This window comes from Stenotrophomonas sp. SMYL86 (genome assembly GCF_036320025.1).
Classification (GTDB): Bacteria; Pseudomonadota; Gammaproteobacteria; order Xanthomonadales; family Xanthomonadaceae; genus Stenotrophomonas; species Stenotrophomonas maltophilia_A.
The window spans coordinates 106,392-117,383 of the sequence record NZ_JAWIRU010000001.1 but is presented as its reverse complement, the minus strand read 5'-3'; the positions used below and the strand labels follow the sequence as shown (position 1 = coordinate 117,383).

The following is a 10,992-nucleotide window of genomic DNA, read 5'->3' as shown; positions in this document are numbered from 1 at the left end:
CGGACATCGGCATCGTGGCTGTGTGTGTCATCTGGCTGCGGTGCGTTTTCATGTCGTCAGCAGGGTGTCTCGGCACCGCGCCGGTAGTACCACCACCAGGTCACGGCCAGGCAGGTGACGTAGAAAACAACGAATCCGTACAGCGCCATGTCGGGGCTGCCGGTCAAGGTGATGGACGAGCCGTAGCTCTTGGGAATGAAGAAACCGCCATAGGCACCGATCGCACCGGAGAAACCGACCACCGCGGCCGACTCGATGCTGGCCTGGTGTGCGGCCGAGGCCTTGCCTTCGGCGTTGTCCTTGGCCGACCAGCGCTCATGCAGGGTGCGGAAGATCACCGGGATCATGCGGAAGGTGGTGCCGTTGCCGATGCCACTGAGCACGAACAGCGCCATGAAGCTGAGCAGGAAGCCATGGAAGTTGCCGCCCTGGCCGTCGCTGGGCAGGAAGTGCAGCACGCCGAACACCGCCGCGATCATCAGCGCGAACACCCAGAAGGTCAGGCGTGCGCCACCCCAGCGGTCGGCCATGCTGCCACCCACCGAGCGCATCAGTGCGCCCAGCAGCGGGCCGATGAAGGCGTAGGCCAGCGGGTTCACGTCCGGGAACTGGCTCTTCACCAGCATCGGGAAGCCGGCCGAGAAACCGATGTAGGAACCGAAGGTGCCGATGTACAACCAGCACATCAGCCAGTTGTGCTTGCGGCGGAAGATCACCGCCTGCTCGGAGAACGACGAACGCGCACTGGTCAGGTCGTTCATGCCGAACCAGGCCGCGATGGCGCACAGCGCGATGGCCGGCACCCAGATGAAGCCTGCGTTCTGCAGGAACAGTGGTGCCCCACCCTCCACCGCGGGCTGCGGTGCACCACCCAGCGCACCGAACACGCCCACGGTGATGACCAGCGGAATCACCGCCTGCGCCACCGACACGCCCACGTTGCCGAGGCCGGCGTTCAGGCCCAGCGCAAGGCCCTGCTTCTGCTTGGGGTAGAAGAAGGAGATGTTGGACATCGACGAGGAGAAGTTCGCGCCACCGAACCCACACAGGATTGCGATGGCCACGAACACCCCGTACGGCGTGGCCGCGTTCTGTACCGCAAAGCCGAGCCAGAGCGTCGGCGCCAGCAGCGAGGCCGTGGACAGCGCAGTCCAGCGGCGGCCGCCGAAGATTGGGATCACGAACGAATAGAAGATACGCAGCGTGGCGCCGGACAGGCTGGGCAGCGCCACCAGCCAGAACAGCTGGTCGGTGCTGAAGTTGAAGCCGATCTTCGGCAGGCTGATCGACACCGCCGAGAACAGTACCCAGACCGAGAAGGCGAGCAGCAGCGAGGGGATCGAGATGATCAGGTTGCGGGTGGCGACCCGCTTGCCGGTGCGCTCCCAATAGCCGGGGTCCTCTGGCGTCCAGTCGCTGATGACGCGACCGGGACTGGCAGTGCTGCGGACAACAGGATCGCTACCGACGGTCATACATGGCTCCAAGGCTGTGGAATGACGTGGGTACTGCGTTTCAAGTTGTAACCCGTCGTCATGCAGCCATTAGGCCGTGCAGCACGGACGACGGGGTTGATCTGGATCAATCAGGGGCCGGTTTCCACCCTGCCCCTGACAAATGTCAAACCGATGAAGCGGTGCTGCGGCGGGTCACCCCGCGCTGGCGCACGCTGTCGCGCACGTCCACATCGAACTGCAGCTGAAGCTGGCTGCCGTCTTCCAGGGCAATGTCGAATGGCAGGCCATCCCGGCACGGCAGCCGTCCCGCCAAGGCCTCGACTGCCGGGCGCGGCAGTATCAGGCGGCAGAAGGTGCCACCATCGAGCAGCACCGGTTGATCACCGCCATGCAGCGACACCGCCATGCCCCAACCCTCGATGCCGCCAAAGCGGGTCATGTTCTCGACCGATTCACCGGCCAGCAGGCGCGCCAGTTCGGCCTCGTCCAGGCGAAGCCGTACTGATTGATCCTGCAACTGCACTTTCATGACGCAACATCCTCCCATTGTTCGGGGGTATTGCAGTTGACCAGCCCGGCCTCGTCAACCGGCGCCAGCGCGATCGTGTTCACGCCAAGACGACGCTGCAGCGCCTGCAGCGAGCGCGGACCGTGCGGATCGTCCAGCATCGATCCCAGCGCGCTACGACAAGCATCGTCTATCTCCAGCAGCATGGGCAGGGGGTGACCGGAAAAGATCGTGCACGGACCGCGATGGCCGTCACGCAATTGCTGCAGCAATCGTGGCGGCAGCAGTGGTATGTCCACCGGCACCACCCAGGCCGGTCCATCGGGCATGCACATCGCCACGCTGTAGAGCCCGCCAAGCGGGCCGCAGCGCGCGACCTGATCGGGGATGCCGCCGAAGGCCGGATAGTCGCCGCTCACCCACACCCGTTCTGCGCCGGCCTGCAGCAGCAGGCCACGCATGTGTTCCAGCAGGGTGCGCCCCTGCCACGGCAGCAACGCCTTGTCTCGCCCCATCCGGCTGGACAGGCCGCCGGCCAGCACGATGCCGTTGATGCTCATCGCAGTAGTGCCACGCCATGCGTGGCTGCGTCGGCCGGATTCATCGGGAAGGCCGCATCCACGCATGGCGTGGATCTACTGAACCCCACGGCCATCCAGACATTCGGTGGTAGAGCCACGCCATGCGTGGCTGCAGCGGACTCAATGGTGGTGGTCGTGCGCATGGTCATGGGCGTGTGCGGGTTCGCTGTCCGCGTGGCACAGGCTGCAGCCCTCGCTCCACTCGCTGTCGCCGTCCTCGTAATGCTCCTGCTTCCAGATCGGGCACTGGTGCTTCACCACCTCGATCAACTGCCGGCAGGCCCGGAATGCCTCGTCCCGGTGCGGGCTGCCCGCAGCCACCACCACCGCCACATCGCCAATGCCCAACCGGCCCTTGGCATGGGCCACATACAGCTTCAGCTTCGGACCAAACGTGGCCTCCACCTCTGCGGCCAAGCGCTTGAACTCGTTCAGCACCAGCGGCTCGAACAGGTCATAGGTAATCCCGTTCACCGGCCGGCCGATGTTGACGTCGCGCACCTTGCCGATGAACACGTCGATGCCACCGAAACCCGGATCGGACACCGCAGCGATACCCTCGGCCGGATCGATCGACGCCTGCGCGCGATCCACCACCTTGGCGATGATCTTCTCGCTCATCGCTCAGCCCCCGCTTACCGGCGGCAGGATCGCCACCCGACCATCGTCGGGCAGCGCTTCATGGTCACGCAGCACACGTTGCTGGTCGGCGAACGCCGAGTAGTCCAGCAGGCCAGCGCGGAAACCCGGCCAACGCGTCGGCAGCAGCTCGCGCAGCGCCTGGCGCAGATCGGCCACGGTGCCACCGGCCACCTCCACCGCGATCTCGCGGCTGGCATCCAGATCCGAAAACGCACCGAACAACTGCAGATTCACCTGTTTCATCATGACTCCTGGCTCGCCAGCTGCACCGGGTCATGGTGACCCCAGCCCTGTACCTGCACCGGCGTGCCAGCGATGGCCAGGTCTCCCTCGGCCGCCAGCACCACCCAGGCGTTGGCCTGCAGCATGGACATCAAACGGAACGACTCCTGCCCGGACAGCACGCGCGCACTCAGGCGCCCCTGACCGTCCACTTCCACCCGCGCACGCGCGTGGAAGCGCAGGCCCGGCGGCTTGCGCACGTCGGCCTGCAGCGGCAGCTGCAACACGGTTTCCGGTGCCAGCCCCAGCAGGCGGCGCAGCACCGGCTCCACGAAGAAGCGCTGGCCCACGGCGGCCGACACCGGGTTGCCGGGCAGACCGAAATACAGCGCGCCATTGGGCAGCACCGCAAACAGCAGCGGCTTGCCCGGGCGGATCGCCACCTTGTGGAACACGATGCGCGCACCACGGCCACGCAGTGCATCGGGAACGAAATCGTAGCGGCCGGCCGACACCGCGCCCGTGCTGATCAGCAGCTGCGCACCTGCGGCCAGCGCTTCATCCAGCACCGCGTTGAACGCGGCCACGTCATCGCCCACGGTGCCCTGCCAGACCACTTCGGCACCGGCGGCCTGCAGGCGGCCCACCAGATACGGCCGGTTGCTGTCACGGATCTGGCCGGACTCAAGCGTCTGCGCCGCCTCGGTCACCAGCTCCTTGCCGGTGGCGATCACCGCCGCCTTCGGCCGTGCCACCACCGCCACCTGGCCCACGCCGATGGCATGCAGCAGGGTGCGCGCATTGATGTCCAGCACCTGCCCGGCCTGCAGCACACGTTCGCCGTCGCTCACATCCTGGCCGCGCAGGCGCACGTTCTGGCCCGCCTTCACCGTGCCCTTCAAGGCGATGCGGGTCGGGCGCCCATCCTCGCTGGCGAGGACGTCCACGTTCTCGACCGGCACCACCGTATCCAGCCCAACCGGCATGCGCGCGCCGGTCATGATTTCCCAGGCACCCTCGCCGCCTTCGGCGCCGGCATCGCCGGCTGCCTGCCAGCCCTGCACCGCGAATTCGGTACCTGCTTCGAACGTCGCGCCGTTGGCGCGCAGCGCGAAACCGTCCATCGCCGAATTGTCGAACGGCGGCAGCGACTGCCCACTGATGATGTCACTGGCCAGGGTACGGCCGCCGGCCTCATGCAGCGGCAGATGTTCGGCCGGCAGCGGCGTGGCCGCATCCAGCAGGTGCTGCAGGGCTTCGCTATAGGCAATCATCAGTGGCCACCACCGTCGACCATCGCCAGGGCGTGGCCCAGTACCGGCGCCAGAATATCGAGGCACTGCGCCGCTGCCTTCGGGCTGCCCGGCAGCGCGAACACCAGCATGTTGCCCAGCTGCACCACCTCGGCACGGCTCAGCCAGGCCATCGGCGTGTGCTGTGCACTCAGTGCACGCACCATCTGCGCGAGGCCATGCACCGGCCGCGCGTTCAAGGAACGCAGCGCCTCGGGGGTCAGGTCACGCGGGCCCAGCCCGGTACCGCCGGTGCACAGGCACAGGCGCACGCCATCGGCAGCCAACGCCTGCAGGCGGCCCGCCAACGGCTCGATGCCGTCGGGCAACACCTCGGCGGCCACGACCTCGCCCCCCAGCTTTTTCACGCCGGCTGCCAGGGTTGGGCCGGACACATCCTCATAGGTACCTTCGCTGGCGCGATCGCTCAGCGTGATCACCGCGCAGGCCGCGCCCTGCAGGCCCTTCGGCGCACGCGGCTTGAAGCGCGCGCGTTCGGCATCGTCCATGCCGTCGGGGTGCAGCCAGACACCGCGCTTGCCGCCTTCCTTGAACAGCAGGCGGATGCCTTCGATGCGCAGCGCCGGTTCCACCGGCTTGCTCAGGTCGTACAGGGTCAGCAGTGCCGCGTTGACGCCAGCCAGTGCCTCCATCTCCACGCCGGTGCGCGCCTCGCTGGCGCACTCGCACCACACGCGGATCGCCTCCCGTTCCGGCACCGGCGCGCAGAACACCTGCACCAGTTCCAGCGGCAGCGGATGGCACAGCGGCATCAGCATCGAGGCCATCTTGGCACCCTGCAGGCCGGCAATCTCGGCCATCACCAGCGCATCACCCTTGGGCAGGCGGCGCTCGACGATCAGCGGATAGGCCACCGGACCGGCATGCAGCTCGCCCACCGCCACCGCACGGCGGCGGGTGATGCGCTTGTCGCGGACATCGGCCATATGGAAGGCCGCATTCAATTCCCCACTCATCGTGTTGCTCATCCTCCAATGGAGGCCAGGTGCGGGGTCAGCCCGGTCTGGCCCTGGTGCAGTCCATGCCCGGCCGCTTTCAGGCCAAGCTGTGTGGTGATGCGTGCCAGCAGTGCGTCGTGGTCATCGTCGCTCTGCAGCAGCGGGCGCAGCGGCACGCCGAACTCGCCGAACAGGCACAGCCGAAGATCACCCTTGGCGGTCACCCGCAGGCGGTTGCAGCCCTTGCAGAAGTCACGCGAATACGGGGCGATGATGCCGATGCTGCCGCGATGGTCCGGATGGCCGAACTCACGCGCCGGGCCCGCATCGGCCGCGCGCGGCCGTTCGTGCCAGCCGGCCGCCAGCAGCTGCTCGATCACCACGTCGGCACGCAGGTGGTGGCGCTGGAAATAGGCTTCGTTGTCGCCGGTGCGCATCAGCTCGATGAAGCGCACGCTGAAAGGACGGTCACGCAGGTAGTCCATCCACTGCGGCAGCTCGTCGTCGTTCAGGCCACGCAGCAGTACCGCGTTGAGCTTGATGGCCGGCAGGCCCAGCGCCTGTGCCAGGGCCAGGCCCTGTTCGATCTCAGGCAGGCGGTCGTGCCCGGTGATGGTCCTGAAGCGTTCGCGCTGCAGGCTGTCCATGCTTACGTTCAGCGCAGTCAGGCCGGCGCGGTGCCAGCCCGGCAGGCGCCGCGGCAGCAGCGTGCCATTGGTGGTGATGGCCACCTTGCGGATGCCCGGCACTGCCGCCACGGTGGCGATGATCTCGTCCAGGTCCTTGCGCAGGCTGGGCTCTCCGCCGGTCAGGCGGATCTTGCTCATGCCCAGCGCGGCGAACGCACGCACCAAGCGGGCGATCTCATCCACCTGCAGGAAGCGCGGGCGGCCATCGGCCTGATAACCGTCGGGCAGGCAGTAGCTGCAACGGAAGTTGCAGGCTTCGGTCAACGACAGGCGCAGGTATGGAAAGCTGCGTCCAAAACCGTCGGTGAGTTGGCTCATGGCTGGTCCACCTAGTTGCTCCACCGTCTTGCCTGTGCCCGGAACGGCCCGGAAACCCTCGTCTGCTGGAACGATTGCCAGAGTACGCGGCAGTCAGTTCCATGGGCATGACTTAAATCAATCGCCTTCGGCCCCGCGCGGCAGGCGTTGTGGCAGCATGCGGCTTTCGGTGCAGCGGGCGTGTGACAACCCTCATGATGATGAACGATTTCCAGCAGTTGCTGCACGCCGCAGGCCAGCAGGCTGAACCGCAACGCTTGCTGTTCGTATTCGTGCGCGCCGAGCTGCCCGAATCGCCCACCAGCGACCAGCGCGACCGGCATGACCGCCGCGAGGGCGGCACCCTGTCGCCAGTGCTGTGCGTGGACAAGCTGCCGACCGAAGTACCCAGCTTCCAGGCGCTGGCGGCCGAGTCGACCACCACCGGCATCGATTGGGACCTGGTCTTCGTGGCGGCGCTGGACGGCCGCGCCGGTTTCGCGCCCAACAGCGATGAGGCCGCGCGCCCGCTGCAGCTGATGGTCAACGCCATCCATGACGGTCAGATCGGCCGCTTCGCCGCCTTCGACCGGGGCGGCGAGCCCGTTCAGTTCTATTGAGCCACCAGCTGCAGGGTCAGGAAGAAGATCACCAGCACGGTGTTCAGCCCCCACGCCACGGTCAGCCCACGCGCCGCTACGCCCAGGTTGGGGTTGCGCGCGGTGGGTGCCGCCCGCCAGACCGCCGGGATGATCCAGCCGGTATAGAGCAGTAGCACGGCAAATACCCCCAGCAGCAGCGTGGTGCGCTGGTTGGCCAGGGCCCAGAGGGCTACCGCCCACAGAATGTTGCTGGGAATCACGCCCTGCAGCCAGAACACACTCCAGAGGCGCGAACGGCCCTGGGCGTCGGGGGTTGGGTGCAAGGAAGCGGTCGCGGTCATAAGTCTCCTTCTGGTTAGGAAACGTGCTGGACCAGCCTGCGCTTGGTGGCTGGGAACGTCAACCCGAGTCGCACGTCACGCTTTGGCGCCGGGGGGCCAGCGACGCTCGACTCAGGCCCCTGCGAAGCCTGTCGCCATCGCCCCGCCCCACCCGTGCCCATCCCTCCCCCAACCTCGACACCTGTCGCAGATTGCACGGTGTGGACGGATCACCACGCCAGCCAGCGCTGGCAGTGCTTAACAGCGTGGGAGAATGCCGAAAGCGTCTCCAATCGAGCGATGTTTGCAACTCTTCTGATTGGCATTGCACAGCGCCAGGGGCTCAGATGGCGTGCCACCGGAAAAGGGTGGCCGGGCTTCGAATCCCGTGTTGGCTTTGAGTAAGTGCGCTTGCCAGCCGGCGTCACCATGCGTGGCGCCGGCTGGCAATCCGTCTGCCGGCTATGGCGGGCGGTGCGTTGGGGGCGTTCGCGCCCGCCGGCTTGAAGCCAACCCGGATTCGAACCACGTACCGCCCGCCACCTTTCGGGTGGCGGCTACCGATTGCCCTGCACGGAGCTCTGCCATGAACGAATCGGACTTCCCCCTTCTGCACGCCTATCGCAGTACCGCACACGACGACGGTTCGCCACAGGCTGCGCCCGCAGTGGACAGGAACACCTTCATTGCCAATCTCAACCGCATCGGCTCCGGTGCGGCGGCCGATGGCCAACCCTGGCCGGAGCGGCATCATCTGCCCGGCCGCTGCGTGGCCCTGGCCGACGTCGATTGCGCGCTGAGCGGGTTGCGGGTGGTGCTGGAAATGCTGTTGGCGGCCGAACGCACCCGTCAGAACGGCGAACCGGAAGAGTACGTGGGCGACCGGGTGATGGAGGGGTTGGTCATGGCCTGCCAGTCGTTGTGCGCGCAGGCGGTGGGGCGGTTGCAGGTGAGTGAGCAATAGCTCCTATCGATGTCGTCACTGCCCTCTTTTCGCCCCGGTGTTCGCCCGCACAAATACGACGCCCTTCTCCTTACTCGCCGTGCGATGGTCGCTCCAGACCGGCGCGCGCCCCACCCTTCTGACGACACGACCATGCTGGCAAGGCTGATCAGGGCAATTGAATCGCTCGCCCCCTCAGAGTAGTGCAGACGGAGACACCGAAAAACCAATGAAGATTGTCAAGAGCACTTTTGCATTGCTCGTCGCAGCTGGTTGCTGCTCGCCCCCCCACATCGCACAGGCGTATCAGCTGACCCGAGAAGAGGCAGATGTCAGGCTGATCGGAAGCATCCCTGCGATCTGCCTCCCGCAAAAGGCCCGGCGGCCGTTCCCAGTGTCCTACGTGATGATGATGGAGTCCCAAGCACTCCAAGCTGGAAGGTGGGCCATCGAGCTGAAGGACGGCGCCGATCCGATGAAACTCAGGCCTGGCAATTGCATTTCATACGATTCAATGCCTGACGGCTACCGGCATGATCCAGCCGAAGACGGTAGAGAGAACTCTCCGTTGAGTTTGAACACAATCTACTACTTTCAAATGACCCGGAGAATTCCGATTCTCTGGTACATGCCTACCGCAATCTACGAAGCGACATTCTGCTTGAAAGAGGATACCGGTGGCACCGTCAGAATTCAGAAGGAGTCAGCATGCCCCGACTCAAGCAGATGAGCCTTCCGATGCCAGCAGCAATCCTCGCCCTCCTGCTTCTGAGCGGCTGCCACCTTACCCGGAATCAAGCACTTTCACCCAAGCCGGAGGCTGGCACGGTCAAGGTGACCGTCAAGGTCCCCGAGGAGCTTGTGGCCAGAGACATGCAGGTGATCTACCGCTCGACGAAATGCACCACGACGTATCGGTCCACGCTGGACTGGGAAAAACGTACACGAGACAACTATGCGGGACTTGAGCTTCAGCCTGTGCGCCGCCCAGGAACGGATGTTTATGAGGCCACAGTGGCAGTCAATGGCGGCGGAGCATGTCGATGGCGACTAAGCAACGTAACTCTCGGAGTTCGTTACGAAGACGCTTCCAAGTTTGGCGATGACGTGAAACTCGGGGGCGGAGGCGACTTCATTGTAACGTTTGATGAGGCCAACTCTGCATATGGAGGGCCCAACGCCAGGCCCAGCACCAGCATTGATGGCTTTGTTTCGCTGAAGAAGGACTACTATCCTTGGCTATCAGAGCACTTCATCGGCACCCATAGGAAATGGATCAGTCTGACAACGAACGCAGAACAGCCCATCATTATCCGCGTATTCGATGTGCACACCGTCCACTTTGAGCCGATCCTTCATTCCAAGTATCTCGTTCGCTCCTTTGGAACTAAGGAGAAGCAAATAGGCGTCGGCCCAACTTACTACTACCCCGACGGCGGTAGTGGGTCATCGCGTTACCTCAGCAGACCCGACTTCGAGAGGCTTCAGGAAATCCGCATGGCAGGTGAGTCAAGTCATTGAAATGAGCCACTCGACAGGCCCCGCCAGCAAAGGGTCAATCACATTCGGACCCGCACCAGCTGCCGGATACTGCTTGGCCCTGGCCGATGCCGATTGCGGGTTGAGTGGATTAGGGGTGGTGCACGAAATCCTGCTGGCCGCCGAGCGGACCCGGCAGAACGGCGCACCGGAAGAGTACGTGGGCGACCGGGTGATGGAGGGGTTGGTCATGGCCTGCCAGTCGTTGTGCGCGCAGGCGGTGGGGCGGTTGCAGCCCGAAGGGTGAACGCCAGGCGCAACGGCCTTCAGCGAGGAACGCTTTCAACAGGCGTCAATGCTCGCTGAAAGCGCTTCTCAGATCGACGCCGATGATCGGAGAGAAGTCCACCTTGCACAGCTCCAGCTCGAAGAGCTGATCGTGATTATCCAGGCACAGGGTGACTCTCACCGGCACGCCGTCAGCATCGGCAAGCATGGCCGTAGCAATGTCACTGCCGAAAAGCTGGGTCGTGCTGGACAGGAACACCACGCCCCCGAATCCGACGACACCCACATCCTCCACCTGAGCGAGCGCCAGATCCTTCAACAACCGTTCGGACAGCTCGGTCGTCTCCGGCAGCAGCCTGTGGATGAGGGAGACCTCGTCGGGGGTGAGGAACCTGGGCATGGGATGTCCTTCAAGCTTCAAAGCGCCGCGCCCAGCCTCCATCCGCAAGGACTACTGTGAATAATCGACTTCTTTAGTGACATTTCCACTTCGGTCGTACCATCGCCACACACCGACCTTATGCCCCTCCTTAAATTGTCCACGCATACGAACATACCCATCATCTGCGGCGACAAATGGTCCATCAGCAATCTCGCACCCCTTCGAAGCACCCGCCTTTCCCCACGGCTCAATCTTCAGTCGAGCGGGTTCAGCACATTCTATCCGCTCATCGTCGAGCGAATTCGTCGTCCCGCCCTGCTTCTGATCCGCA

Annotated in this window: 14 protein-coding genes and 1 pseudogene; 5 read left to right on the top strand and 10 right to left on the bottom strand. The window is 64.8% G+C overall.

Annotated elements, in window-relative coordinates:
* Positions 1 to 56 precede the first annotated feature (56 nt).
* From V3B64_RS00545 to moaA, 8 genes are all read right to left on the bottom strand, one after another.
* Positions 57 to 1,475, bottom strand: a complete 1,419-nt coding sequence (locus V3B64_RS00545; protein WP_329913335.1) for a NarK family nitrate/nitrite MFS transporter — start codon at positions 1,473 to 1,475, stop codon at positions 57 to 59.
* A 145-nt stretch (positions 1,476 to 1,620) separates the two neighbouring features.
* Positions 1,621 to 1,986, bottom strand: coding sequence for a hypothetical protein (locus V3B64_RS00540; RefSeq protein ID WP_329913334.1), 366 nt, complete (start codon positions 1,984 to 1,986; stop codon positions 1,621 to 1,623).
* On the bottom strand, positions 1,983 to 2,525 hold the full coding sequence (locus tag V3B64_RS00535) for a molybdenum cofactor guanylyltransferase (RefSeq protein ID WP_121503458.1): 543 nt from the start codon (positions 2,523 to 2,525) through the stop codon (positions 1,983 to 1,985). The genes V3B64_RS00540 and V3B64_RS00535 overlap by 4 nt, the downstream gene beginning before the upstream one ends.
* A 141-nt stretch (positions 2,526 to 2,666) precedes the next feature.
* Complete coding sequence (locus V3B64_RS00530; protein ID WP_049401277.1) at positions 2,667 to 3,167, bottom strand: molybdenum cofactor biosynthesis protein MoaE; 501 nt, start codon at positions 3,165 to 3,167, stop codon at positions 2,667 to 2,669.
* Between the two features lie 3 nt (positions 3,168 to 3,170).
* A complete protein-coding gene (locus V3B64_RS00525) occupies positions 3,171 to 3,431 on the bottom strand; it encodes a MoaD/ThiS family protein (RefSeq protein WP_049462752.1) in 261 nt (86 codons plus the stop codon).
* Positions 3,431 to 4,684 carry a gephyrin-like molybdotransferase Glp gene (gene glp, locus V3B64_RS00520; protein WP_329913333.1) on the bottom strand — a complete coding sequence of 418 codons (1,254 nt, stop codon included), beginning with the start codon at positions 4,682 to 4,684 and terminating at the stop codon, positions 3,431 to 3,433. Before glp ends, V3B64_RS00525 begins: the two co-directional genes overlap by 1 nt.
* On the bottom strand, positions 4,684 to 5,679 hold the full coding sequence (gene moaCB, locus V3B64_RS00515) for a bifunctional molybdenum cofactor biosynthesis protein MoaC/MoaB (RefSeq protein WP_121503461.1): 996 nt from the start codon (positions 5,677 to 5,679) through the stop codon (positions 4,684 to 4,686). Before moaCB ends, glp begins: the two co-directional genes overlap by 1 nt.
* 8 nt (positions 5,680 to 5,687) lie before the next feature.
* On the bottom strand, positions 5,688 to 6,668 hold the full coding sequence (gene moaA, locus V3B64_RS00510; protein WP_008265266.1) for a GTP 3',8-cyclase MoaA: 981 nt from the start codon (positions 6,666 to 6,668) through the stop codon (positions 5,688 to 5,690).
* 194 nt (positions 6,669 to 6,862) lie between these two features.
* Here moaA and V3B64_RS00505 point away from each other — a divergent pair, with 194 nt between their 5' ends.
* The gene (locus V3B64_RS00505; protein WP_107433723.1) at positions 6,863 to 7,267 is read left to right on the top strand and encodes a ribonucleotide reductase subunit alpha; all 405 of its coding nucleotides are present in this window, start codon (positions 6,863 to 6,865) and stop codon (positions 7,265 to 7,267) included.
* Here the strand turns inward: V3B64_RS00505 and V3B64_RS00500 are convergent.
* Positions 7,261 to 7,590 carry a hypothetical protein gene (locus V3B64_RS00500; RefSeq protein WP_329913332.1) on the bottom strand — a complete coding sequence of 110 codons (330 nt, stop codon included), beginning with the start codon at positions 7,588 to 7,590 and terminating at the stop codon, positions 7,261 to 7,263. The two genes, V3B64_RS00505 and V3B64_RS00500, sit on opposite strands and share 7 nt — an antisense overlap.
* Before the next feature lie 565 nt (positions 7,591 to 8,155).
* Here V3B64_RS00500 and V3B64_RS00495 point away from each other — a divergent pair.
* The 4 genes and pseudogenes from V3B64_RS00495 to V3B64_RS00480 form a co-directional block, all read left to right on the top strand.
* Entirely contained in the window at positions 8,156 to 8,533 is a 378-nt protein-coding gene (locus V3B64_RS00495) for a hypothetical protein (protein WP_329913331.1), read from the top strand.
* Between the two features lie 208 nt (positions 8,534 to 8,741).
* Complete coding sequence (locus V3B64_RS00490; protein ID WP_329913330.1) at positions 8,742 to 9,242, top strand: hypothetical protein; 501 nt, start codon at positions 8,742 to 8,744, stop codon at positions 9,240 to 9,242.
* Positions 9,221 to 10,033, top strand: a complete 813-nt coding sequence (locus V3B64_RS00485; RefSeq protein ID WP_050509875.1) for a hypothetical protein — start codon at positions 9,221 to 9,223, stop codon at positions 10,031 to 10,033. Before V3B64_RS00490 ends, V3B64_RS00485 begins: the two co-directional genes overlap by 22 nt.
* Before the next feature lie 64 nt (positions 10,034 to 10,097).
* Positions 10,098 to 10,298: pseudogene (locus V3B64_RS00480) on the top strand (hypothetical protein); the annotation flags it as partial.
* Between the two features lie 45 nt (positions 10,299 to 10,343).
* On the opposite strand, the gene V3B64_RS00475 reads toward V3B64_RS00480, so the two are convergent.
* Positions 10,344 to 10,679: a hypothetical protein gene (locus tag V3B64_RS00475; RefSeq protein WP_032130445.1), complete on the bottom strand. Its 336-nt coding sequence runs from the start codon at positions 10,677 to 10,679 to the stop codon at positions 10,344 to 10,346.
* Positions 10,680 to 10,992: the final 313 nt, after the last annotated feature.

Excerpts from the sequence above, each read along its gene's own strand:
- V3B64_RS00485 (WP_050509875.1), top strand. The coding sequence starts at position 9,221 with ATGCCCCGACTCAAGCAGATGAGCCTTCCGATGCCAGCAGCAATCCTC.
- V3B64_RS00490 (WP_329913330.1), top strand. The coding sequence starts at position 8,742 with ATGAAGATTGTCAAGAGCACTTTTGCATTGCTCGTCGCAGCTGGTTGC.
- moaA (WP_008265266.1), bottom strand. The coding sequence starts at position 6,668 with ATGAGCCAACTCACCGACGGTTTTGGACGCAGCTTTCCATACCTGCGC.
- moaCB (WP_121503461.1), bottom strand. The coding sequence starts at position 5,679 with ATGAGTGGGGAATTGAATGCGGCCTTCCATATGGCCGATGTCCGCGAC.
- glp (WP_329913333.1), bottom strand. The coding sequence starts at position 4,684 with ATGATTGCCTATAGCGAAGCCCTGCAGCACCTGCTGGATGCGGCCACG.
- V3B64_RS00535 (WP_121503458.1), bottom strand. The coding sequence starts at position 2,525 with ATGAGCATCAACGGCATCGTGCTGGCCGGCGGCCTGTCCAGCCGGATG.
- V3B64_RS00475 (WP_032130445.1), bottom strand. The coding sequence starts at position 10,679 with ATGCCCAGGTTCCTCACCCCCGACGAGGTCTCCCTCATCCACAGGCTG.
- V3B64_RS00525 (WP_049462752.1), bottom strand. The coding sequence starts at position 3,431 with ATGAAACAGGTGAATCTGCAGTTGTTCGGTGCGTTTTCGGATCTGGAT.
- V3B64_RS00540 (WP_329913334.1), bottom strand. The coding sequence starts at position 1,986 with ATGAAAGTGCAGTTGCAGGATCAATCAGTACGGCTTCGCCTGGACGAG.
- V3B64_RS00500 (WP_329913332.1), bottom strand. The coding sequence starts at position 7,590 with ATGACCGCGACCGCTTCCTTGCACCCAACCCCCGACGCCCAGGGCCGT.
- V3B64_RS00530 (WP_049401277.1), bottom strand. The coding sequence starts at position 3,167 with ATGAGCGAGAAGATCATCGCCAAGGTGGTGGATCGCGCGCAGGCGTCG.
- V3B64_RS00495 (WP_329913331.1), top strand. The coding sequence starts at position 8,156 with ATGAACGAATCGGACTTCCCCCTTCTGCACGCCTATCGCAGTACCGCA.
- V3B64_RS00505 (WP_107433723.1), top strand. The coding sequence starts at position 6,863 with ATGATGATGAACGATTTCCAGCAGTTGCTGCACGCCGCAGGCCAGCAG.
- V3B64_RS00545 (WP_329913335.1), bottom strand. The coding sequence starts at position 1,475 with ATGACCGTCGGTAGCGATCCTGTTGTCCGCAGCACTGCCAGTCCCGGT.